19 protein-coding genes are annotated in these 23,118 nt (G+C 75.5%); 7 read left to right on the top strand and 12 right to left on the bottom strand.

Annotated elements, in window-relative coordinates:
* The first annotated feature begins 286 nt into the window (after positions 1-286).
* The 4 genes from GC722_RS09035 (at position 287) to GC722_RS09020 (ending at position 3,798) form a co-directional block, all read left to right on the top strand.
* Complete coding sequence (locus GC722_RS09035) at positions 287-790, top strand: DUF6912 family protein (RefSeq protein ID WP_156609581.1); 504 nt, start codon at positions 287-289, stop codon at positions 788-790.
* Positions 791-863: 73 nt separating this feature from the next.
* Positions 864-1,850, top strand: coding sequence for a non-homologous end joining protein Ku (gene ku / locus GC722_RS09030; protein WP_156609580.1), 987 nt, complete (start codon positions 864-866; stop codon positions 1,848-1,850).
* 50 nt (positions 1,851-1,900) lie between these two features.
* On the top strand, positions 1,901-3,556 hold the full coding sequence (pruA, locus tag GC722_RS09025) for an L-glutamate gamma-semialdehyde dehydrogenase (RefSeq protein ID WP_156609579.1): 1,656 nt from the start codon (positions 1,901-1,903) through the stop codon (positions 3,554-3,556).
* A complete protein-coding gene (locus GC722_RS09020) occupies positions 3,553-3,798 on the top strand; it encodes a hypothetical protein (RefSeq protein ID WP_156609578.1) in 246 nt (81 codons plus the stop codon). The genes pruA and GC722_RS09020 overlap by 4 nt, the downstream gene beginning before the upstream one ends.
* A gap of 36 nt (positions 3,799-3,834) precedes the next feature.
* Here the strand turns inward: GC722_RS09020 and GC722_RS09015 are convergent, their stop codons facing one another.
* A complete protein-coding gene (locus GC722_RS09015; RefSeq protein WP_197429919.1) occupies positions 3,835-4,308 on the bottom strand; it encodes a DUF2505 domain-containing protein in 474 nt (157 codons plus the stop codon).
* A gap of 164 nt (positions 4,309-4,472) precedes the next feature.
* On the opposite strand from GC722_RS09015, the gene GC722_RS09010 reads away from it, so the two are divergent.
* Both GC722_RS09010 and GC722_RS09005 read left to right on the top strand, forming a co-directional pair.
* A complete protein-coding gene (locus tag GC722_RS09010; RefSeq protein WP_331714592.1) occupies positions 4,473-9,446 on the top strand; it encodes an NAD-glutamate dehydrogenase in 4,974 nt (1,657 codons plus the stop codon).
* Positions 9,447-9,512: 66 nt separating this feature from the next.
* Positions 9,513-10,364 (top strand): PHP domain-containing protein, encoded by an 852-nt coding sequence (locus GC722_RS09005; protein WP_331714591.1) that lies wholly within the window; start codon positions 9,513-9,515, stop codon positions 10,362-10,364.
* Here GC722_RS09005 and GC722_RS09000 read toward each other — a convergent pair.
* The 11 genes from GC722_RS09000 to GC722_RS08950 form a co-directional block, all read right to left on the bottom strand.
* Positions 10,361-10,762: an MmcQ/YjbR family DNA-binding protein gene (locus GC722_RS09000; RefSeq protein ID WP_331714590.1), complete on the bottom strand. Its 402-nt coding sequence runs from the start codon at positions 10,760-10,762 to the stop codon at positions 10,361-10,363. The genes GC722_RS09005 and GC722_RS09000 overlap by 4 nt on opposite strands.
* Before the next feature lie 40 nt (positions 10,763-10,802).
* Positions 10,803-11,978, bottom strand: coding sequence for a Gfo/Idh/MocA family protein (locus GC722_RS08995; protein ID WP_331714589.1), 1,176 nt, complete (start codon positions 11,976-11,978; stop codon positions 10,803-10,805).
* A gap of 46 nt (positions 11,979-12,024) precedes the next feature.
* The gene (locus GC722_RS08990; RefSeq protein ID WP_331714588.1) at positions 12,025-13,089 is read right to left on the bottom strand and encodes an LLM class flavin-dependent oxidoreductase; all 1,065 of its coding nucleotides are present in this window, start codon (positions 13,087-13,089) and stop codon (positions 12,025-12,027) included.
* 57 nt (positions 13,090-13,146) lie between these two features.
* Positions 13,147-14,733, bottom strand: coding sequence for a DEAD/DEAH box helicase (locus GC722_RS08985; protein ID WP_231747665.1), 1,587 nt, complete (start codon positions 14,731-14,733; stop codon positions 13,147-13,149).
* Positions 14,734-15,063: 330 nt separating this feature from the next.
* A complete protein-coding gene (locus tag GC722_RS08980) occupies positions 15,064-15,765 on the bottom strand; it encodes a ferritin-like fold-containing protein (RefSeq protein ID WP_331714587.1) in 702 nt (233 codons plus the stop codon).
* On the bottom strand, positions 15,755-15,979 hold the full coding sequence (locus GC722_RS08975) for a DUF3107 domain-containing protein (RefSeq protein WP_331714586.1): 225 nt from the start codon (positions 15,977-15,979) through the stop codon (positions 15,755-15,757). Before GC722_RS08975 ends, GC722_RS08980 begins: the two co-directional genes overlap by 11 nt.
* Positions 15,980-16,139: 160 nt before the next feature.
* Entirely contained in the window at positions 16,140-16,820 is a 681-nt protein-coding gene (locus GC722_RS18285; protein WP_156609574.1) for an FHA domain-containing protein, read from the bottom strand.
* An 83-nt stretch (positions 16,821-16,903) separates the two neighbouring features.
* Positions 16,904-17,968 (bottom strand): protein phosphatase 2C domain-containing protein, encoded by a 1,065-nt coding sequence (locus GC722_RS08965; RefSeq protein ID WP_156609573.1) that lies wholly within the window; start codon positions 17,966-17,968, stop codon positions 16,904-16,906.
* Positions 17,965-20,124 (bottom strand): serine/threonine-protein kinase, encoded by a 2,160-nt coding sequence (locus tag GC722_RS08960; RefSeq protein WP_331714585.1) that lies wholly within the window; start codon positions 20,122-20,124, stop codon positions 17,965-17,967. Before GC722_RS08960 ends, GC722_RS08965 begins: the two co-directional genes overlap by 4 nt.
* Complete coding sequence (locus tag GC722_RS08955) at positions 20,121-21,497, bottom strand: hypothetical protein (protein ID WP_156609572.1); 1,377 nt, start codon at positions 21,495-21,497, stop codon at positions 20,121-20,123. Before GC722_RS08955 ends, GC722_RS08960 begins: the two co-directional genes overlap by 4 nt.
* A gap of 130 nt (positions 21,498-21,627) precedes the next feature.
* Positions 21,628-22,239, bottom strand: a complete 612-nt coding sequence (locus tag GC722_RS08950) for a TetR/AcrR family transcriptional regulator (protein WP_331714584.1) — start codon at positions 22,237-22,239, stop codon at positions 21,628-21,630.
* Positions 22,240-22,295: 56 nt separating this feature from the next.
* Here GC722_RS08950 and GC722_RS08945 point away from each other — a divergent pair, with 56 nt between their 5' ends.
* On the top strand, positions 22,296-23,012 hold the full coding sequence (locus GC722_RS08945) for a VOC family protein (protein WP_331714583.1): 717 nt from the start codon (positions 22,296-22,298) through the stop codon (positions 23,010-23,012).
* Positions 23,013-23,118 lie beyond the last annotated feature (106 nt).

The raw sequence follows: 23,118 nt of genomic DNA, 5'->3' as shown, positions 1-23,118 counted from the left end.
GAGGGCGGCGGATCTGGGGGAGGGAGTCTGCCCGGGTGGGCTCGGGCCTGGTGGGGCCGTCGCGCGGTCTTCACAGCCGGTTCGGGGCGCCTTCACAGCCGGTGCTGGCGCTCCACAGCCGCTGCAACGGCTGTGAGGATGGGCGAGCGGCTGTGAAGGCGGTGGGGGCAGCGGCTGTGGAGGCGGTGCGGGGAGCGGCTGTGGAGGCGGTGGGGGCAGCGGCTGTGGAGATGGTGCCAGAGGCGGGGCGGCGCGTGGAGGACGCATCCGTCGCTAGGCTGCCCGGGTGAGCGCGAGGTCGTCGAGGCGGATGGTGTTCTGCGGGGTCACCCTGCAGGGTCTGGAGCAGCTGGCCGACGGCGGTGGGGGCGCCGCGCTGGACGGCCGCGCCGCCACCCGCACCCTGCTGGCCCAGCACGGCACGGGTCCCGACGAGGAGGAGGCCGACTACCTGGCGCAGTCGCTGGCCTCGCTGGACAGCCTGCTGCTCGGCGAGGGCCCCCGCGTCGTGGTCGCCCTGGACGCCGAGCGCGCCGCGGTCACCGTGGTGGAGGAGGCCATCGGCCACATCCGGCTCGACCCCGCCGACTGGGGGTGGGCGACCGCGGTCTTCGTCGACGAGCCGCAGTCCGCACCGGCGCTGGCCGCCGCCCGCGCCGCCCTCGCCGGGCACCCGGGACGGGTCGGCGAGCCCGGTCTGCCGGCGCCGGTGACCGAGCTGCTCGAGGACCACCCGCTGCTGTGGTTCCTGCCCACCGAGCTGCCCGACGTGCTGGCCCTGCACCGCTGAGCGCCGCCCGCCCGGGGCACCCGGCCCGCGCGGTGCACCCCCGCGTCGGCGCGGCGGGTGACACACTGACTGCATGCCACGTTCGATCTGGAAGGGCGCGATCTCCTTCGGCCTGATCAGCATCCCGATCAAGGTCTACGGAGCCACCGAGCAGAAGGACATCTCGTTCCGCCAGGTGCACCCGGCCGACGGCGGCCGGATCAAGTACAAGCGCGTCTGCGAGGTGTGCGGCGAGGAGATCCCCTACGCCGAGATCGCCAAGGGCTACGAGACCCCGGACGGGCGGATGGCGGTGCTGCAGAAGGAGGACTTCGACGACCTCCCGCTGCGCACCACCAAGGCCGTGGACGTGGTGCAGTTCGTCGACGCCGAGGAGGTCGACCCGACCTACATCAACTCGACCTACTTCCTCGAGGCCGACGGCCCCGGCGCCAAGCCCTACGTGCTGCTGCGCGACGCGCTGGTCCGCAGCGGCCGGGTCGCCATCGTCAAGGTGGCGCTGCGCTCGCGCGAGACGCTGGCCATGATCCGGGCCAAGGACGACCTGCTGCTGATGCACACCATCCTGTGGCCCGACGAGCTGCGCGACGGCGAGTTCGCCTCCCCGGCCGAGGACGTCACGGTCAGCGACGCGGAGGTCACCATGGCCGGGTCCTTCATCGACGCCCTCTCCGGGCCCTTCGAGCCCGAGCAGTTCCACGACGCCTACCGCGAGGCCCTGGAGACGCTGGTCGAGGCCAAGCTCAGCGGGCAGGCGGTGGCCTCGGTGGAGGAGGACACCGGCGAGCAGGCCGACGTGGTCGACCTGGTCGCGGCGCTGCGGGCCTCGGTCGAGGCGGCGAAGCGGCGACGCGCCGAGTCCGCCGGCGAGGCCGCCGCCGAGCCGGAGCCGGCCCCGGCGAAGCGGACCACGACGCGCCGGAGCACCACGAAGAAGACCGACGCCGGCCCGACCGACGGGGCGGCGGCCGAGGAGAAGCCGGCCAAGAAGACCGCGGCCAAGAAGACCGCGGCGAAGAAGACCACCGCCCGCCGGACCCCGGCGCGCAAGGCCAGCTGACCCCTCGTCCCGGCGTCCGCGGCGGCGCTCGCCGGGAGTACGTTGGGCGGATGGACGCCCGCACCTCGGTCCCACCACCCGTCAACGAGCCGGTCCGCGGCTACGCCCCCGGGAGCCCCGAGCGGGCTTCCCTCACCGCCCGGCTGGCGGAGCTGGCCTCGCAGACCGTCGAGCTGACCGCCGACCTCGGCTCCCAGCAGCGGCTGCCCGGCGGGGCGCCGTTCGAGGTCACCATGCCCTCGGACCACCACCACGTCCTGGGACGCTCCGCCCACTCCACCGCCGAGGACGCCCGGACGGCGGTCGAGGCCACCCGCCGGGTGGCCCGGGACTGGGCCGACACCCCCTTCGACGAGCGGGCCGCGATCTTCCTGCGCGCCGCGGAGCTGCTGGCCGGGCCCTGGCGCGACACCCTCAACGCCGCCACCATGCTGGGCCAGGGCAAGACCGTGCAGCAGGCCGAGATCGACTCCGCCTGCGAGCTGGTCGACTTCCTGCGGTTCAACGTCGCCTTCGCCCAGCAGATCCACGAGGTCCAGCCGCTGTCCTCGCCCGGGGTGTGGAACCGCACCGACTACCGGCCGCTGGACGGCTTCGTCTACGCCGTCACCCCCTTCAACTTCACCGCGATCGCCGGCAACCTGCCCACCGCCCCGGCGCTGATGGGCAACACCGTGGTCTGGAAGCCCAGCCCCACCCAGCAGCTGTCGGCCCACCACACGATGCAGCTGCTGCGCGCCGCCGGGCTGCCTGACGGGGTGATCACCATGCTCCCCGGCGACGGCCTGGCCGTCTCCGACGTGGTGCTCGAGCACCCCGACCTGGCCGGGCTGCACTTCACCGGCTCGGTCGCCACCTTCCAGCACCTGTGGCAGCGGATCGGCCAGAACATCGCGGGGTACCGGGCCTACCCGCGGGTGGTGGGGGAGACCGGCGGCAAGGACTTCGTCGTCGTGCACCCCAGCGCCGACGTCGACGTGGCCCGCACCGCGCTGGTGCGCGGCGCCTTCGAGTACTCGGGGCAGAAGTGCTCGGCGGCGTCGCGGGCCTACATCGCGCGCAGCGTGTGGGACCGGCTGTGCGAGGACCTGGTCGAGCAGACCGAGTCGCTGGCGGTGGGGGACGTGCGCGACCTGTCCAGCTTCACCTCGGCGGTGATCGACCAGCGGGCCTGGAGCCGCCACCGCGACGCCCTGCAGCGGGCCCGGTCGAGCAGCAGCTGCCAGGTGCTGGCCGGCGGCACCGTGGACGACTCGGTGGGCTGGTACGTCCGCCCCACCGTGATCACCTCCGACGACCCCGCCGACGAGATCTTCCGCACCGAGTACTTCGGACCCATCCTCGGCGTGCACGTCTACCCCGACGCCGGCTACGAGTCGGTGCTCGACCTGGTCGACGAGGCCACCCCGTACGGGCTGACCGGCGCGGTGATCGCCGAGGACCGCGAGGCGGTCCGGCTGGCCGGGCACCGGCTGCGGCACGCGGCCGGCAACTTCTACGTCAACGACAAGCCGACCGGGGCGGTGGTCGGCCAGCAGCCCTTCGGGGGCTCGCGGGCCTCCGGCACCAACGACAAGGCCGGGTCGATGTGGAACCTGATCCGCTGGGCCAGCCCGCGCTCGATCAAGGAGACGCTGCTGCCGCCCACCACGGTGGAGTACCCGCACATGGGCGCGGAGCCCGTCGCCCCCGGGGAGGCGGAGTGATCAGCCGGCTGGCCACCACCGACGCCGCGGAGGCCGCCGAGCTGGTCGGCACGCTGACCGCCGCCGGCTGGGCCGCCGACGTGGTCACCGAGCCGGCCGACGGGGGTCGCCAGCACGTGGTGCAGACCGACGCCCCCGTGGAGCTGCTGCAGGAGCTGGTCGGCGAGGGCGGTCCCCGGCTGGAGGTGTCGGACCCGATGTCGGGCGTCAGCGCCCCCGTCCCGCCGGACGAGGTGCGCTGAGCCCTGACGAGGGAGGCGCCGTGCTGGCAGGCGCGCTCAGCCCCGGGCCAGCCAGCGCCGGCCCACCTCCTCGTGGACGTCCACCCCGGCCAGCACGGCCGGGGCCGCGGACTGCTCGAGCTTGCGGCCCAGCAGCGGGATGTTGACCTTCAGGTCGCCGCTGACCTCGAGCACCGAGCCGGCGCCGCCGGCGGTCAGCGAGGTCGTGCCGTGCATGGTGACCGGCTGCCCCGGGACGGTGATGGTGATGGTGCCGCGGCGGTTGCCCTGGGCGTCCGGCTCCCCCCAGCTGATCTCCTCGACCACGTCGAGGGTCGGGCCGGTGAACTTGGCGGCGGCGGCGGGGGCCTCCAGCACCCGCTGCGTGCGGGTGGTGGACCCGTCCACGGTCACGGTGAAGTCGCGGGCCCGGCTGGCCCGGCACACCTCGGTGAGGTACTCCTCGTCGGTCAGCATGCCGTAGGCCTCGGCCGGTCCGGCGGGGAACTCTGCGCGGGTGGAGATGTCCATGGCGGCCATTCTGCCGGTCCCGGGGTGCGACCCCGGCGCCCGACCCGGCGGCGCGCCGCGGGCTTCGCGGTGCCGCCCCGGCGGCGGGCGACGTCGCCTAGGGTGGGAAGGGGCACGACGACGTGCCCGGGCGTGTGGCGCGACGATCGGATCGGCGAGGAACAGTGAGCACGGAGACGGCTGGCACACCACCTGTCGAGGACGGCACCACGGCTACGGAGCGCCGCGACCTGTCGGCCCTGGCGCGGGAGCGGATCGCCGAGCTCGCCCGCCGCGGCGCCGAGCTGGCCGCGGCCATGCAGCAGCCGCCGGAGCGCGCCGAGGCCTTCCTGCAGCACTACTTCCGCCACGTGGACGCCGACGAGGTGCTGCTGGGCCGCGACCCGGGCGACGTGCTCGGCCTGGTGGCCGCGCACTTCCGGCTGGCGGTCTCCCGGCCCGGTCCCGACCCGGTGATCTCGGTGGCCACGCCGACGCCGGACGCCGACGGCTGGTGCGCCCCCGAGCAGGCCACGGTGCTGCAGGTGGTGAACGAGGACCGGCCGTTCCTGGTCGACTCGGTCACGATGGAGATCGTCCGCCAGGGCTGGGTGATCCGCGAGCTGTTCCACCCCCAGTTCTGGGTGCTGCGCGACGCCGACGGCCGCCTCGAGGCGGTGCTGCACGGCCACCAGGCCGCGGTCGAGCCCCGGGCGGTGGCCGAGTCGTGGATCCACGTCGAGCTGGTGCCGGGCCGCAGCGGGGTGACCGGCGCGGCCGAGCTCGAGCAGCTGCGGACCGGCCTGGAGCAGGTGCTCTCCGACGTCCGGGTGGCGGTGGAGGACTTCGACGCCATGCGGCAGCGCGTCGAGGACGTCTGCACCGAGCTCGCCGACGACCCGCCGGGTGTGCCGCCGGAGGAGCGGGACCAGGCGGTGGAGCTGCTGCGCTGGCTGGCCGAGGGCCACTTCACCTTCCTCGGCTACCGCGACTACGCGCTGGTGGTGGGTGACGGGACCCGTTCCTACCAGCCCGTCCCCGGGACGGGACTGGGCATCCTGCGCGGCGACACCGACGTCGAGGGACGGTTCTCGGCCAACCCGCCGACCAGCGAGCGTCCCGCCCTGGTGGTGGTGACCAAGGACAACCTGCGCTCCCGGGTGCACCGGCCGGCCTACCTGGACTACGTCGGCGTCCGCCGGTTCGGCTCCGACGGCGCCGTGGTGGCCGAGCACCGCTTCCTCGGGCTGTTCGCCCACTCGGCCTACACCGAGCAGGTCACCCGCGTGCCGGTGCTGCGCGACAAGGCCGCGGAGGTGCTGGCCCGCACCGGATACGCCCCCGACAGCCACGGCGGCAAGGCGGTGATGCGGGTCCTCAGCTCCTACCCGCGCGACGACATGTTCCAGGCGACCGCCCGCGAGCTGACCCCGGTCGTGGAGGAGATCTCGCGGCTGCGGGAGCGGCGCCAGGTGCGGCTCTTCGCCCGGCGCGACCCCTACGGGCGCTACCTGTCCTGCCTGGTCTACCTGCCGCGCGACCGCTACACCACCGAGGTGCGGCTGCGGATCGAGGGCGTGCTGCAGCGCGCGGTGGGTGCGGAGTCGGTGGAGGCCACCGCGCAGGTCAGCGAGTCGGTGCTGGCCCGGCTGCACCTGGTGGCCCGGATGCCGGCCGACCGGCGGCTGGGCGGCTACGACGTCACCGCCCTGGAGCGAGAGCTGACCGCGGCCACCCGGTCCTGGAACGACCTGCTCCGCGAGCAGGTGGCCCGCCACCCTGGGCTGCGGACGGTCCCCGAGCTGGAGCGCATCTTCCCGGAGGGCTACAAGGAGGACTTCCGCCCCGAGCAGGCCGTGCTCGACCTGGCCGCCCTGCTGGCCCTCGGCGACGCCGCCGACGAGCGGGCCGGCACCGACGGCGTCCCCGCCGACCGGGACGAGTCGGGGCCGCCGATGGCCCAGGCGATGTACCGGCCCGACGAGCCGGAGGACCCGGCCGACCTGCGGCTCAAGGTGTTCCGGACCACCCCGATGCCGCTGTCGCAGGTGCTGCCGCTGCTGAGCGCCTTCGGCGTCGAGGTCCTCGACGAGCGCCCCTACGAGCTGCGGCTGCCCGGCGGGCGGCGGGCCTACGTGCTGGACTTCGGGCTGCGGGTCCCCGGCGGCGTCGCCGCCCTCGACGAGCGCTGGCGCGCCGAGGACCGCGACCGCTTCACCGAGGCCTTCGCCGCCGTCCACGGCGGCCGGGCCGAGAGCGACGGCCTCAACCGGCTGGTGCTGGCCGCCGGGCTCAGCTGGCGCCAGGTGTCCTGGCTGCGGGCGATCTCGCGCTACCTGCGCCAGGCCGGGGTCAGCTTCAGCCAGACCTACATCAGCACCGCGCTGGTGGCCAACGTGGAGCTGGCCCGGTTGCTCGTGCGGCTCTTCGAGCTGCGCTTCGCACCCCGCGACGCGTCCTGCACCCCGCCGGCCGAGGAGGAGGTCGCGGCCCTCGCCGAGCAGGTCCGCACCGGCCTCGACGCCGTGGCCAGCCTCGACCAGGACCGCATCCTGCGCTCCTTCCTGGCCGTGGTGATGGCGATGGTGCGCACCAACGCCTTCCAGCCCGGACGTCCGGCGCTGGCCTTCAAGCTGCTGCCCACCCGGCTGCCCGACCTGCCCGCACCGCGGCCGGCCTTCGAGATCTTCGTCTGCTCCCCGCGGGTCGAGGGCGTCCACCTGCGCTTCGGGGCGGTGGCGCGCGGCGGGCTGCGCTGGTCCGACCGGCCCGAGGACTACCGCACCGAGGTGCTGGGCCTGGTCAAGGCGCAGATGGTGAAGAACACCGTCATCGTGCCGGTGGGGGCCAAGGGCGGCTTCTTCTGCAAGCACCTGCCCGACCCCTCGGACCGGCCGGCGTGGCTGGCCGAGGGGCAGGCCTGCTACCGGGTCTTCATCTCCAGCCTGCTCGACGTCACCGACAACATCGTCGGCGGTGAGGTCGTCGCACCCCAGCAGGTGGTGCGCCACGACGCCGACGACCCGTACCTGGTGGTGGCCGCGGACAAGGGCACCGCCACCTTCTCCGACCTGGCCAACGCGATCTCGCTGGAACGCGGGTTCTGGCTCGGCGACGCCTTCGCCTCCGGCGGGTCGGTCGGCTACGACCACAAGGCGATGGGCATCACCGCCCGCGGCGCCTGGGAGTCGGTGGTGCGCCACTTCCGCGAGATGGGCGTGGACTGCCAGCAGGAGGACTTCACCTGCGTGGGCATCGGCGACATGTCCGGCGACGTCTTCGGCAACGGCATGCTGCTCAGCCGCCACACCCGGCTGGTGGCCGCCTTCGACCACCGGCACGTCTTCCTCGACCCCGACCCCGACGCGGCCACCTCCTTCGAGGAGCGGCGCCGGCTGTTCGAGCTGCCCCGCTCGAGCTGGGCCGACTACGACACCACGCTGCTCTCCGAGGGCGGTGGCGTCTTCCCGCGGACGGCCAAGTCCATCCCGCTGCACCCCGCGGTGCGGGCCCGGCTGGGGCTGCCCGACGACGTCACCGCGCTGCCGCCGACCGAGCTGGTCTCGGCCGTGCTGCGCGCCCCCGTGGACCTGCTGTGGAACGGCGGCATCGGCACCTACGTCAAGGCCGCCGACGAGAGCCACGCCGCGGTGGGGGACAAGGCCAACGACGCGCTCCGCGTCGACGGCCGCGAGCTGCGCGCCCGCTGCGTGGGCGAGGGCGGCAACCTCGGGTTCACCCAGCGCGGGCGCATCGAGTACGCCGCGGCCGGCGGCCGGATCAACACCGACTTCATCGACAACTCGGCCGGGGTGGACACCTCCGACCACGAGGTCAACATCAAGATCCTGCTGGCCGGCGAGATCGACGCCGGCCGGCTGGCCGCCGCCGACCGCGAGCCGCTGCTGGCCTCGATGACCGACGACGTGGCCGCGCTGGTGCTGCGGCACAACTACGACCAGAACCTGGCGCTGGCCAACGCGCTGCACCAGGCGGCCTCGATGGCCCCGGTGCACGAGGCCTGGATGCGGCGGCTGACCCGCCTCGGCCTGCTGGACCGCACCATCGAGCACCTGCCCGACAGCGAGGAGATGGCCCGCCGCGTCGCCGAGGGCCGCGGGCTCACCTCGCCCGAGCTGGCCATCCTGCTCAGCTACACCAAGATCTGGCTGGAGCGGGAGATCCTCACCACCGACCTGCCCGACGACCCGTTCCTGGCCGACCGGCTGGTGCAGTACTTCCCCGAGGCGCTGCGCCGCGACCACCGCGAGGGGATGCCCGAGCACCGGCTGCACCGCGAGATCATCACCACGGTGGCGGTCAACCGCTTCGTCGACTCCGCCGGCATCACGGCGGTGCACCGGCTGGCGGAGGAGACGGGCGCGGCGCCGGAGGACGTGATGCGGGCCCAGCTGGCGGCCCGGTCGGTCGTCAGCGCGGGGCGTCACGAGGTGGAGCTGCGCCAGCTGGACTTCCGGGTCGACGCCGGGCTGCAGACGAGGCTCCGGGTGGAGCTGCGGACGCTCGTCGAGCGGGCCACCCGGTGGGTGCTGTACAACCGGCGGGCGCCGATCGACATCCGCGCCGCCATCGAGCAGTTCTCGGGCGCGGTGAGCGCGATCACGCAGGCCATGCCGGAGCTGCTGGCCGGTCGTGACGCGGAGGTCTTCGACCAGCGCCGCGCCGACCTGCTGGCCGCCGGGCTGGGCCGTGAGCTGGCCACCGCCTTCGCGGCGCTGCCGTACCTGCAGTCGGCGCTGCCGGTGGTGCAGGCGGCCCAGCAGGCCGGCTGCGACCCGGTCACGGTCGCCCGGGTGCACCACCAGCTCAGCCAGCTGCTGGGGCTGGACCGGCTGCAGCGCCGGGTGGCGGCGCTGCCCCGCAGCGACCCCTGGGACGCGATGGCGCGCAGCGCGGTGCGCGACGAGCTGGTCACTGTCCACACCCAGCTGACCGCCGACGTGGTGCAGCTGCTGCCCCGTGGCGACGGCGACCCCGTCGGTGCGGTGACCCGCGCCCTCGCCGACTGGTCGGCGCAGACGCCGGCGCTGGAGGCGACCACCCGGGCGCTGGAGGAGATCTGCGAGGGCGAGCCCACGCTGGCCCGGATGTCGGTGGGGCTGCGCACGGTGCGGACGCTGCTGGCCGCCCGGGCCTGAGCCCGTCGCCGCCGGGTCGCCCGCCCCGGCGGGCGCCAGCAGCACCGGTCGGTGAGAATGAGCAGCGTGATCATCGACCTGCACACCCACTCCTCGGTCTCCGACGGCACGGACGCGCCGGCGGCGCTGGTGGCCAAGGCCGCGCGCGAGGGGTTGGACGTGCTGGCGCTGACCGACCACGACACCTTCGCCGGGCTGGCCGAGGCGCAGCAGGCGGCGGAGCGGCACGGGGTGCAGCTGGTGCCGGGCATCGAGATGTCCACCCAGCACGAGGGCCGCAGCGTCCACCTGCTCGGCTACGGCGCCCGCACCGACGACCCGGCGCTGACCGCGGAGCTGGTCCGGGTCCGCGCCGGCCGCGAGGACCGGCTGACGCCGCTGCTGCAGCGGCTGGCCGAGCTGGGGCTGCCGCTGAGCGAGGAGCAGGTGCGGGTGCACGTGGGGGCCAGCCCGTCGGTGGGACGCCCGCACGTGGCCGACGCGATGGTGGCCGCCGGCTACGTCGCCAACCGCGCCGAGGCCTTCGACCGCTACCTGGCCGACGGCGGCCCGGCGCACGTGCCCCGCTACGCGACGCCGCTGCGCAAGGGGATCCGGCTGATCCGGGCGGCGGGCGGGGTGACCGTGGTCGCCCACCCCTGGGGGCGGGACCGGGAGTGGCTGCTGCCGGAGCCGCTGTGGCCGGAGCTGGTCGAGGCCGGTCTGGACGGCATCGAGGTGGACCACTACGACCACGGCCCCGAGCAGCGCCGCCGGCTGCGGGCGCTGGCCGGGCGGACGGGGCTGCTGCCCACCGGTTCCAGCGACCACCACGGGCTGGGCAAGGTCGACCACGAGCTCGCCAGCAACACCACCGCGCCGGAGGTGCTGGCCGAGATCCGCGCCCGGCTCGCCGCCCGGCGGTCGCCGGCGGGCTAGGGACCCCGGTCGAGGCGCTCGAGCCACTCCGCCGCCAGCCGCGGCGGGGCCGTGGCCAGCCAGGCGTCGTCCACCAGCTCGACCAGGCGGTCGACCGGCAGCGGCTCCAGGCGGGTCAGCACCGCCGGGAAGCCGGCCAGGTGCTCGATGGTGAACAGCAGGTCGGGCTCCTGGGCGATCACGGCGTCCTTGGTGTCGAGGTCGGCCACCCGCAGCGCCAGCAGCGGCCCCGCCGGCACGGGCCGGTCGCCGAAGCGGCGCAGGTCGGCCTTGGTGAACGGCCGCTCCCAGACGAAGGCCCGGCCGCGCACCGTCCAGCAGGCGTTGCCGTAGGACGTCCCCTCGCTGCTGCCCGGCAGCGACAGGGCGCGGCGTCGCACGTCGTCGAGGCTGGCCACGACCCGACCCTACGCCGCGAGGGCGCCGCGGGAGAGGACGCTAGAGCTCGACCTGACCCCGCTCGAAGTAGTCGACCAGGTCCTGCGGCAGCGGCGGGACGTCGAGCGTGCGGCCGTCCCCGCGCAGCGACCGGGTCGCCAGCACGCCGGCGGCCACCGCCATCCGGGCCGCCACCGGGGACGTCCGGGTGGGCCCTCCGGAGGCCACGAACCGCAGGAACTCCTCGACCAGCTCGGGGTCCGCGCCGCCGTGGCCGCCCTCGGCGGCCGGCACGGTCACCACGTCGTCGGGCTCGGGCAGCCCGGAGGGGTGGCGGCGGTCCCAGACGGCGATCCGGGCCCCCGGCCCGTCGCCCAGGTTCTCGATCCGGCCCTCGGTGCCGATGACGGTGTAGTTGCGCCAGTAGTCGGGGGTGAAGTGGCACTGGGCGTAGGAGGCCAGCACGCCGTTGTCCAGCCGCATGGTCATCATCGAGATGTCCTCGACGTCCACCACCGGGTTGAGACCGCGCTGGCTGGCCGGCGGCCAGTTGTCGAGGCTGAACCAGTCCGCCATCCGCTCCTCGCTGCGGTCGCGGCGGTCGGTGACGGCGCCGTAGACGGCGAGGTCGCCCATGGCCTGCACCCGGGCGGTGTAGCCGCCGCCGAGCCAGTGGATGACGTCGAGGTCGTGGGCTCCCTTCTGCAGCAGCAGGCTGGTCGAGCGGCTGCGGTCGGCGTGCCAGTCCTTGAAGTAGTAGTCGCCGCCGTGGCCCACGAAGTGGCGGCACCAGATGGCCTTGACCTCACCGATCCGACCGGCGGTGACGAGGTCGCGCATCAGCGTCACCACCGGCATGTGGCGCATGTTGTGGCCGAGGTAGAGCCGGGTGCCGGTCCGCCGGGCGGTGGTCAGCACGTCGTCGCACTCCTCGATGCTGATGCCGAGCGGCTTCTCGCAGAACACCGCCGTGCCGGCCTCGAGGGCGGCCACCGTGGGCCCGTGGTGGAGGTGGTCGGGGGTGGTCACCAGCACCGCGTCCAGGCCCAGCCCGAGCAGCTGGTCGAGGTCGTCGGTGAGCACCACGTCGGGCCCGAGCTGGGCCCGGGCGTCGGCCCGGCCCCGCTCGGAGACGTCGCAGACCGCGACCACCTCCGCGCCCCGGCCGGGACGGTGGGCGTGGCGCCACAGCGCCGCCCGGGCGCCGAAGCCGATGATGCCGATGCGCAGGGTCACGCGCAGCAGCCTAACCAGCCGTCGTGGCGGGCGGCCGACCCCCTCGTCAGGCGGCGAGGGCCTCGGCCAGCAGGGTGAGGGTCTGCTCGCGGGCGGGGGAGCGGTCGGGCTCGTCGGCCTCCGAGGCGCCGGCGACCGGGTGCACCATCACCTCGTCGACGCCGAACTCCCGGGCCAGCTCCTGCAGCCGCGCCGCCACCTGGGCCGGGTCGCCGACGACCCAGCGCTCGGTCATCCGCGCGGCCAGCAGCCGGTGCGGCTCCGACAGCTCGGTGGCGGCGGCCTGCTCGACAGTGGCCTGCGGGCCGAACTCGCCGCCGGTGCGCAGCGCCACCATCGACAGCAGGTGCGGCCGCGCCAGCCGCTCGGCCTCCTCGGCGGTGGGGGCCACGGCCACGTTGACGGTCAGGAAGGTGGTGGGCTCGCCCTCGTGCCCGGCCAGCCGCCAGCCGTGGCGGTACAGCGACAGCGCCTCGGCGGTGCCGTGCCCGGAGAAGTGGTGGGCGAAGACGTAGGGCAGCCCCTTCTCCGCGGCCAGCCGGGCGGAGAAGTCGGAGGACCCGAGGAGCCACACCGGCGGGCTGGAGACCGCCTCGGGGGTGGCCAGCAGGGCCTGGGTGCGGCCGGGACGCCCGCCGTGCCCGGGCAGCGTGATCGCGGCGCCGCGGGGGTGCATCATGGCCATCACCTCCTCGACGTTGGCCTCGAAGCGCTGCACCGCGGCGGCCTCGTCCATGCCCTGCCGCAGCACCCAGTTGGTGACCGGGTCGGTGCCGGGGGCGCGGCCGATGCCCAGGTCGATCCGCCCGGGGTGGGCCGCCTCCAGCAGCGCGAACTGCTCGGCCACCACGAGGGGCGCGTGGTTGGGCAGCATCACCCCGCCCGAGCCCACCCGGATCCGCTCGGTGGCCGCCGCCAGCATCGCGATCAGCACCGGCGGGTTGGTCGAGGCGACCGCCCGGGTGTTGTGGTGCTCGGCGACCCAGTACCGCCGGTAGCCGAGGGCGTCGGCGGTGCGGGCCAGCCGGGTGGAGGCCGCGAGCGCCTGGGCGGTGGTCTGCCCGGAACGCACCGGGATGAGGTCGAGGACGGAGAGCGCGAGATCGGTCACCGTCAGGCAACCTCCCGACGGCGGGTGGCTATTCCCACCCGCCGCGGGTGCGTGCGCTCAGTCCGCGGAGCCGGAGGCGGCGGCGCCGCTGGTCGCTCCCTCGGCGCCACCGCCGCTGCGACGGCGACGCCGGCGGCGGGGACGCCCGGCACCGACCTCGCCCGAACCGCTCGGCGCAGGACCGGTGGAGCCGGCCGCCTCGCCGCCGGGGGTGCCGGCCTCGCCGCGGACGACCTCGCCGTTGCGGGTCCGGGTGCGGTTGCGGGGGGTGCGCTTGCGCGGGGTCCGGGGGACCTCGCGCTCCTCGCTGCCGTGGCTGCGAGCACCGCGGGGACTCGCCGGGGCCTGCCCGTCGGGTCGCTCCTCGACGGCCTTGGGCGCGGCGATCCGGCCCTTGGCGCCCTCGGGGATGCCGAGGTCGGTGTAGAGGTGCGGCGAGGTGGAGTAGGTCTCCCGCGGGGTGTCGAAGTCCAGGTCGAGGGCCTTGTTGATGACCTTCCACCGGGTGGTGTCGGCCCAGTCGACGAAGGTGATCGCCACACCGGTGGCCCCGGCACGGCCGGTGCGGCCGATCCGGTGCACGTAGGTCTTCTCGTCGTCGGGGCACTCGTAGTTCACCACGTGGGTGACGCCGGTGACGTCGATGCCGCGGGCCGCCACGTCGGTGGCCACCAGCACGTCCAGCTTCCCGTCGCGGAACTTCTTCAGCGCCTTCTCGCGGCCGGCCTGGTTGAGGTCGCCGTGGATGGGGGCGGCGTCGAAGCCGCGGTCGGCCAGGTCCTCGGCCACCCGCTGCGCCGTGCGCTTGGTGCGGCAGAAGATCATCATCCGGTCCCGGCCCTCGGCCTGCAGCACGCGGGCCACGATCTCGGGCTTGTCCAGGTCGTGCGCCTGGTAGACGAACTGGGTGGTGGCCGGGACGGTGGTGGTGTCCTCGGCGGACTCGGCCCGGATGTTCATCGGCTGGTTCAGGTGCCGCCGCGAGAGGCCCACGATGGCCGAGGGCATGGTGGCGGAGAACAGCATGGTCTGGCGCCCGGCCGGGGTCTGGGCCAGCAGCTTCTCGACGTCGGGCAGGAACCCGAGGTCGAGCATCTCGTCGGCCTCGTCCAGCACCAGCACCTTGATGTGGCGCAGGTCCAGCGCGCGGCGTCCCACCAGGTCGAGCAGCCGGCCCGGGGTGCCGACGACGACGTCCACGCCGGCGGCCAGCGCGTCCAGCTGCGGCTCGTAGCCGACACCGCCGTAGAGGGTGAGGACCTTGGCCTTGCGCACCGCGGACGCGGTGGCGAGGTCCTTGCCGACCTGGGAGGCCAGCTCGCGGGTCGGGCAGACCACCAGGGCCTGCGGCGCGCCGGGCTTGGCGAGCTCCTCGTAGCCGGCCTCGCCCTCGAGCCGCACCCGCTGCAGCAGGCTGATCCCGAAGGCCAGCGTCTTGCCGGTGCCGGTGCGGGCCTGGCCGATCATGTCGCTGCCGGCCAGCGCCAGCGGGATGGCCATCGCCTGGATCGGGAAGGGGTGGCGGATCCCCTTGGCCTCCAGCGCGGCCACGATGTCGGGGTGGACGCCGAGGTCGGCGAAGGTCACCTCGGCCACCGGCTCGACGGTGTCGGCCTCGTGCACGGCGACATCGCTGGAGTCCAGCACGACGTCGTCGGCGGTGGTGGTGACCACGACGTCGTCGTGGCCGGAGACGGGCACCTCGTGGGTGGGGTGCTCGTCGGGGCGGTTCTGCTCGCTGTGGTCAGTCAGGGTTCTCAGCCTTTGTGCGATCGGTGCGCGGGGCACCGGTTCATCGAACCCACCCAGCACGTCAGCTCGCGTCCTGCCGGGGCGTCGCCCACGGTCCGGACCCGGCGGTGCCAGGGCGGGGACGCACAGGTGTGTGCGTGCCACGAGCCAGTCTAGCCTGCGCACCGCAGCCACCGGGCCGCGGCCGTGCCGGGCGGCGCGCCGCCGGGGGGACCACCGGGCTCAGGAGGCGAGCCCCAGCAGGTCCATCCGGGCGGTGTGGGCCTCCACGAGCCGGGAGAACATCCGCGAGATCGCCGCCAGGTCCATGCCGGGACGGTCGACCGTGCCCGCCAGCAGCCCCGTCAGGTCGTCGCGGTCGGCGGCCACCCGCTGGGCCTGGCTGAGGGCCTCGCCGACGAGCCGGCGCCCCCACAGGGCCAGCCGTCCGGCCACCGTGGGGTCCTCGGCGATGCCGGCGCGGACCCTGGCCACGATGTAGTCGGACTGGGCCTCGTTGGCCAGCACGGTGTGCACGCAGGCCCGGGTGTCGGCGTCGACGTAGGCGGCCACCTCGCGGTAGAAGTCGGCGGCGAAGCCGTCGCCGACGAAGGTCTTGACCAGTCCCTCCAGCCACGACCGCGGTGCGGTCAGCCGGTGGAAGGTGTCGAACGGCGTGCGGAAGGGGGCCATCGCCTCCATCGCGTCCACCCCGAGGGCGGACAGCCGGTCGCGGACCAGCTCGAAGTGGCCGAACTCACCCGCCGCCATCGCCGCGATCTGCACCTTGTCGGCCAGCGACGGGGAGGTGCGGGCGTCCTCGGCCAGCCGCTCGAAGGCGCAGAGCTCGCCGTAGGCGACCAGTCCGAGCAGGTCGACGGTGCCGCGGGAGTAGGACGCCCCGGGACCGGACGGGTCCGCCGCGGGGCTCGGCTCAGACGGCACCGAAACCGACGCGGCGGGTGGACTCCTCGCCGATCTCGAGGTAGGCGATCTTGGCCGCGGGGATCAGCACCCGGCGTCCGCGGGTGTCGGACAGGGAGAGCAGGCCGTCGTCGGCCAGCGCCTTCTCCAGCTCGGCCTGGACGGTGTCGGCGTCGGAGGGCGACTCCACGCTGACCTCGCGCCCGATGTGCTGGATCCCGACCTTGATGTCCACGTGCTCCTCCTGTGCCCGGGTCGGCGGCGCAGCGCTGGTGCGCTGCGCGTCTGCCCGGCTCGTGTCGTCGCCGCCCAGCCTGCCACGGAGCCGGTGGCGGCCGCGGAGGTGTTCGCCCACGGCGCAGCCGCCGGGCACCGGCGGCCCCGGGCCGACCTCGTCAGCCTGCGGCACCGTCCCGGGCGACGGGGTCGACCTCGCCGGGCGCCGCGGGGCGGATGACCATCCGGGTCCAGGCGCCCAGGTAGAGCCGGTCACCGGGTCCCACCTCGACGCGCCGGCCGGGGGCGATGGGGTCGCGGGGCAGCGGCGCCCCGTCGGCGGCCAGGTAGGTGCCGTTGGCCGAGCGCAGGTCCTCCACGAACCAGCGGCCGCCGTCGCGGCTCAGCTGCGCCTGCCGGCGGCTCACCCCGGAGTCGGCCTCGCAGTCGATGTCGGGGTGCACGCCCAGGTGCCGTGAGGCGCGCCCCACCAGCAGCGACGGCTGACGCAGCGCGACCACCTCGGTCCGGCCCGGCGCCGGCATCGGGTCGGCGCTGTTCTGCACCGCGTACCAGTCGGGGTCGACCCAGATCTCGGCCACCCACTCCGGCTGCCCCGTGCTCGCCCCGTCCTGCCCCGTGCTCGCCCCGTCCTGCCCCGCCGGGCCCTGCGCACGGGCCGCCGGCACCTCGTCGGTCTCCTCCGGGCGGCTGGGCGTGGGGATCGAGCTCGCGGCGGGGACGCCGGAGCCGTCGGTGAGGTCGTGGCCGCAGCCCTCGCAGTAGAGCGCGTCGGGGACGTTGACCGTCCGGCAGCGCGGGCACGCCGGGGACTGCTCACCTGGGGGGCTGGTCGTCATCTCGGCTCCGGATCCGGGGGTGTGGCAGGAGGGGCGCCCGAGGACCGGCCCGCGGGCGCGGCCGCCTCCGGCGGTGACGCTGGTCAGTATGCCGCAGCGCCGGCCCGCGCCAGGGCCACGGTGATGTTGTCCCGGCCGCCCTGCTCGTTGGCCCAGGCCACCAGCGCCGCGGCCAGCTGCGTCGGGCCGGTGGCGCCCGCCCCCACCTGCGCCCGCACCAGCTGCTGCAGCTGCTGCGGGTCGGAGGCGTAGTTCCACAGCCCGTCGCTGCACACCAGCACCCAGCCGGGCCGGTCCAGCGGCACCGCGCCGGTCTGGGCGCGGGTGTCGGGGGAGTCGGGTCCGAGCCAGCGGGTGATGGCGTGGGCCCCCGGGCTGCTCTCCGCGGTGTCGCGGTCGACCCCGGCCGCCACCCGCATGGCCGCCACCGAGTCGTCCTCGCCGAGCTGGCGCGGCGGGCCGTCGTCGGGCAGCCAGTACACCCGCGAGTCACCGATCAGCCCGTACACGCAGAGGTCTCCCTCGACGACGGCGGCGGCGAAGGTGCAGGAGGGTCCGTCGCTGCTGCCCTCGGCCCTGATCGCGCCGACCGCCTCGTCGGCGGCCCGGCCGGCCTCGACCAGCCCGCTGGCCAGCGCCGCCGTCCGGCTCTCCGGGGTGCCCATCCCCGAGGGCCGGTGGCGGCTGAGCAGGTCGCGGGCCGTGGTCGCGGCGACGAGCGAGGCGCGGTCGGAGTCGGGTGCGGTGGAGACGCCGTCGCACACCACCAGGACGGCGCGCCGCCCCGGCTCGGGGTCGGAGTGCAGCGCCATCGCGTCCTCGTTGCGGTGGTGGCGGCGGCCGCGGTCGCAGACCCCGCCCACCCACGACGAGGGGGAGAGCTCGAAGTGGTCCCGGGCCGGCGTGCCGTCGGCGCCGCAGCGGGGGCAGGAGCCGTCGGCGTCGAGCGCGCCGCCGCAGGTGGGGCAGCCGGGACCGTCCACGGGCCCGCTCTGCCGGGAGGAGCGGCTGAGGTCGATCGGCGCCTCGCCGCCGGTCCCGGCCGGCACCTGCTCGGTCGGCACCAGCTGACCGCCGCAGGTCTCGCAGAAGCTGTCGTGGGCGGCGACGGCTGCACCGCAGTGGGGGCAGCGGAGGGCATCGGTCATGTGCGGGACCACTTCCTGACGGCGTTGGCGGTGTCGACCAGCCGGATCCGCTCGGCGCGGTCGGAGGTCCGGCGGGCCATCCTGCGGTACGTGTGCTCCAGGCCGTCGCGCAGGCCGCCCTCGTCGGAGCTCCACGGCCCCAGCGGCACCAGCGGCTCGGCCGGGCTCCGGCGGCGAAGGTGCAGCGCCGCCTGCAGCACGTCGACGGTGAGGCGGTCCCGCTCGGAGTCGCCCAGGTCGGCGTCGTCGAGGCTGCGCAGCGCCTCGGCGTAGTCGGCCATCGTGGTGCCGAGGACGACCAGGTGCTGGGCGCGCAGCCGGCGCGAGTCGGCGTAGCCGCGGCTGGTCGCGGGCACCAGGTCCAGGGCGGCCAGCGAGCCCGGCAGGTCGCCCGCCCGGGCCCGGATCCGCGCCAGCCCGAAGGCGGCGGGGGAGACGTAGGCGGCGTCGGTGCTGGCGCAGCGGCGGTACAGCACCTCGGCGAGGTCGCTGTCGGGGCCCTGCTCGCAGGCCAGCGCCAGCGCCAGCTTGGGCGCCAGCTCGCCGGGCACCTGGCCGTACACCGCGTTGAAGGAGGCCTTGGCGGTCTCGGCGTCCCCGGCCTGCAGCGCGCCCAGCCCGGCCATCCAGACCGCCCGCCACTCCCAGGGGTCGGCGGCCAGCAGCTCGGCGACCCCGTCCTCCAGCCGGGTCCGGTCGCCCAGCTCCAGCGCGGCCCGGCACAGCGCCAGCAGCACCTCGGCCGAGCGCTCCGGGGCGTGCTGCTCGAGCACCCGCAGCCGTTCCCGCGGGTCGGGCAGGTCGACGCCCTGCAGCCAGGCGTGCTGCGGGTCGCCGGTGTCGGGGCGCAGCCGCGGCAGGTCGTGCCAGCCGAGGGTCTCGGTGCTCGCGCTGGGGGTCTCGAAGAGCATCGAGGCGGCCGAGGTGAGCGGCGTGGCCCCGGTGCGGGCCGCGACCTCCTCGCGCAGCAGCCCCAGCAGCTGCAGCCGCAGCTCGTCGGCGGAGGTGAACCGGTCGGCCGGGTCGGGGGCGCAGCAGCGCGCCAGCAGCCGGTACAGCGAGTCGTGCCGGGCGAACAGCTCGGTCTCGGCCACCGGCGGCAGGCTGTGCAGGTAGGTGGTCTGGTACCCCCGGAACTCGGTGCACAGCACCATCAGCGTGCGGCCGATGGTGTAGATGTCGGAGGCCACCGAGGTGCCCTGGGTGGCCACCTCGGGCGCCTGGTAGCCGAGCGTGCCGTAGATGGCGGAGTCCTGGTCGTCGACCCGGCGGACGCCGCCGAGGTCGATCAGCTTGAGCGAGTCGCCGACCTGCACCACGTTGTCGGGCTTGAAGTCGCAGTAGACCAGGCCGAGGTCGTGCAGGTAGGCGAAGGCCGGCAGCACCTCGAGCACGTAGGCGATGGCCTGGTCCGGGGGCAGCGGGTCGTAGACCCCGCCGTTGGCGCGCATCCGGTCCTTGAGCAGCTCCTTGAGGGAGCGGCCGCCGACGTACTCCATCACGATGTAGCCGGCGCCGTCGTGGCTGACGAAGTTGTAGATCTCGACGATCAGCGGGTGCTGCACCTGGGCCAGGAAGCGGGACTCGGCCAGCGCGGCGGCGAGCGCGTCGGGGTCGGCGGAGTTGAGCAGGCCCTTCAGCACCACCCAGCGGTCGGAGACGTTCCTGTCCCTGGCCAGGTAGATCCACCCCATGCCGCCGTGGGCCAGGCACCCCACCACCTCGTACTGCCCGGCCACCAGCTCGCCCGGTGAGAGCTTGGGGGTGAAGGAGTACGGGCTGCGGCACTGCGGGCAGAAGCCCTCGGTCCGTCCCGGCCGGCCGTCGCGCGACCGGCCCACCGCCGCCCCGCAGGTGGGGCAGCTGCGGCGCCGCTCCGGCACCGTGGGGTCGCGCATCACCGCGGCGGCGGCGTCCACCACCGGCGCCGGGGGGACCTCGGTCAGCCCGGCGCCGATCCGGGCGTGCCGCAGCCGTGCCGAGGCGGTGCCGCGGCGGGCCGCCGCGCGCGCGCCGCGGACGCGCGCCGAGCCCAGCCGCACCGAGCCGAGCCGGGCCGAGCCGCGGCTGGTGCCGGACCCGGAGGCGGGACCGTCCAGCAGGTCGGCCTCGTGCGGCGGCCCGGGAGTGGCGGCCGGAGGCGGCGGGGTGCTCACTCGTACTCCCGGGCGCGGGCCCGCAGGCCGGCCAGCGCGGCGGCGCCGGCGGCCGCGGTCGCCAGCACCGAGCCCGCGACGACGGCCAGCAGCACGCCGCGCTGCCGGGTCAGGGCCGCGTCGGCGGCCGCCACGTCGCGGGCGAGCACGGGGGCGAGTGCGGTCTGGAACTCCTCGGCGGTCGCCCGTGAGGAGCCCTCGCCCTGACCGGTGGCGGCCGCGACGGCGCCCGTCCGGTCGCCCCGGTCGGCGAGGGTGCGGATCTGGCGGTGGGCGTCCAGGTGGCGCTGCCAGGCGGGGACCAGCTCCTGGGCCCCGGCGGCGTGGAGCGCGGCCAGCACCTGCTCCGAGCGCTGCTGCCAGGCGTCCTCGTGGCCGGCCGCCGCGCCGGGGCTGACGAGGGCCAGGCCCTCCAGCGCCCGGGCGTCGTGGGCGGAGGCGCGGGCGGCGGAGAGCTGGCGGACGTCGGCGAGGGCGCCCCGGTCGAGGTCGGCCACGACGCCGGCGGCGGAGGCCAGCACGGCGGTCGGCACGGCACCGCCGAGCAGCACCAGGACGGCGGCGGCCGCGAGTCCGACGTTGACCCGGCGGTGGAAGCGGACGGCCACCGTGCGCAGCGTCCAGCCCAGCACGGCCAGGGTCAGCAGGGCCACGGCCGGGACCGCGACCAGGGCGAGGTCCGGCACGCCCGCGCCGACCCGCGCGGCGTTGGCCTCGGCGGTGGCCTCGAGCCGGGGGACGGCGGTGGAGCGGAGCCGGGCGCCGGCGTCCTGCAGGGCGGCGGCCGCGGCGGCGCGGTCCGATCCCCGCTGCGCGCGGGCCTGCGCCACCGCGGCGGTGTAGCGGACCAGCTCGCTGTTGACCTCCTGCAGGGCGGGGGCGTCGGCGGGCTGGGCCCGGGCGGCCTCCACCAGCAGCCGGGAGACCTCGTCCACGGCGGCGGCGTGGTCGGCCCGGTCCTGCGCCCCGGCCGAGGCCCCGACCAGGAAGGAGCTGGCCGCCAGGGCGTCGGCGCGGAGCAGGTCGGCCTCGATCTGCTGCACCCGCACCAGCTGCTGGGCGTCGTGGCGGGCGCGCTGGAGGGCGTCCGCGCCGCGCACCAGGAAGGTGGTGGCCACGGTGCCCAGCAGCAGCACCGTGAGCACGCAGGCGGTGGTGAGGACGGTGAGCAGCTGCGGGGTCGTCAGCCGGGTGCCGCGACGGCCGACGTCGCGGACGCGGCCCGGCCGGGTGATCACCTGCGGCGGGAGGTCGTGGGCGACCGTCGGGGCCGGGAAGGCGACCCGCTGCTGCAGGTACCCGGGGGCGCTGGCCTGCGGGGCCAGCGGCTGGGCCGCCCGTCGCGGCCGCTCGGCCACCTCCTGCTCGGTCACGACCACACCCCCTTTCCGGCGCACGGACCCTTCCCGGCGCACGAACCCTTCCCGCCCCAGGAACGCCGTCGCGGACGGAGCCCGGCACCAGTGTGCACGGTGGGGGAGTCGTCCCCCGGGGCCCGCGGGCTCACTCGGCGCTGGCCCGCGGGAACCCGCGCACCCCGCGCCAGGCCAGCGTGCTCGCCAGCTCGACGGCGCGCTCGCGGGCGACGCCGGCCGGCTCGTCCAGCCAGTACCGGGCGCCGGTCTCGGCCATCCCGATCAGCGAGAAACCCAGCAGCTCGGCCTCCGGCTGCTCCAGCCCGGTGTCCGCGGCGATCACCGCGCCGATCTGCGCGGCCAGCTCCTGGTGCACGGCGCGGATCCGCAGCGCCACCTCCGGCTCGGTGCGCAGGTCGGACTCGAAGACGAAGCGGAAGCTGCTGCCGCGGGCGGCGACGAAGCCGAAGAAGGCGGCCATCGCGGCGGCCACCCGGTCGCTGTTGCGGGTGGTGGAGGCCAGCGCGCCGGCCACCATGTCCACCAGCTCCTGGCAGGCGCTGTCGAGCAGCGCCAGGTACAGCTCGAGCTTGGAGGCGAAGTGCTGGTACAGCACCGGCTTGGACACCCCGGCCCCCTCCGCCACGTCGTCCATGGCCACCGCGTGGTAGCCGCGGTCGCTGAACGCGCGCGTGGCGGCCGCCAGCAGCTGGGCCCGGCGCTGGTCGCGCGGCAGGCGCTGGGCTCGTGCGGTGTCCACGCGGAGCAGGGTAGTGCCTCGCCCCGCGGCGCCCGCCGCTCGTCTACCGTGGGGCCGTGTACCTGGAGAACCTGGTGCTGGACGCCGCGGACCCGTGGCTGGTCGGGCGGTTCTGGACCGAGGCGCTCGGGCTGGAGGTGCTGACCGACGACGCGGACGGCTACGAGGCCCGGCTCGAGGTGCCCGGCGGGCCGGTCCTCGACCTGTGCGTGCAGCCGGTGCCCGAGCCGGCGACCGCACCGTCCCGGCTGCACCTCGACCTGTCCGGGCTGCCGGAGCCGGAGGCGGTGGTGGAGCGGCTGCTCGGGCTGGGAGCCCGTCGCCTCGACATCGGCCAGGGCCCCGACGTGCCCTGGACCGTGCTGGCCGATCCGGAGGGGACGCCCTTCTGCGTGCTCGAGCGCCGGGAGCGCCACGAGGGCGCCGGGCCGCTGGGCGAGATCCCGGTGGAGGCCCGCGACCCCGACCGGGACGCCGCCTTCTGGGCCGGGCTGAGCGGCTGGCGCCCGGAGGCCTCGGACCCGCGGCTGCTGCGCCACCCGTCCGGCCGGGGACCGCTGCTGTCCTTCACCCCCGAACGGGGACCCAAGCAGGTGAAGAACCGGCTGCACCTCGACCTGCGGCTCGAACCCGGTGACGACGCCGACGCCGTGCTGGAGCAGGTGGTCGCCGGCGGTGGCAGCGTCCTCGAGCCGGCCGGCGCCCGGCTGCCGTGGACCCTGCTGGCCGACCCGTCGGGCAACGAGTTCTGCCTGCTGCCCAACCGGGGCTGAGCCGCACCCGGACCCGGGGTGTCGACGTAGGCTCGCGGGGGCCGGTGAGGCGCCGGCAGGACAGGAGGCACGCACCATGTCCCTCGATCAGGCGGGGTCCCTCGAT

Source organism: Auraticoccus cholistanensis (assembly GCF_009742705.1).
GTDB lineage: Bacteria > Actinomycetota > Actinomycetes > Propionibacteriales > Propionibacteriaceae > Auraticoccus > Auraticoccus cholistanensis.
Note: the sequence above shows the minus strand (reverse complement) of the source record. Positions and strands in the feature narration are given on the sequence as shown.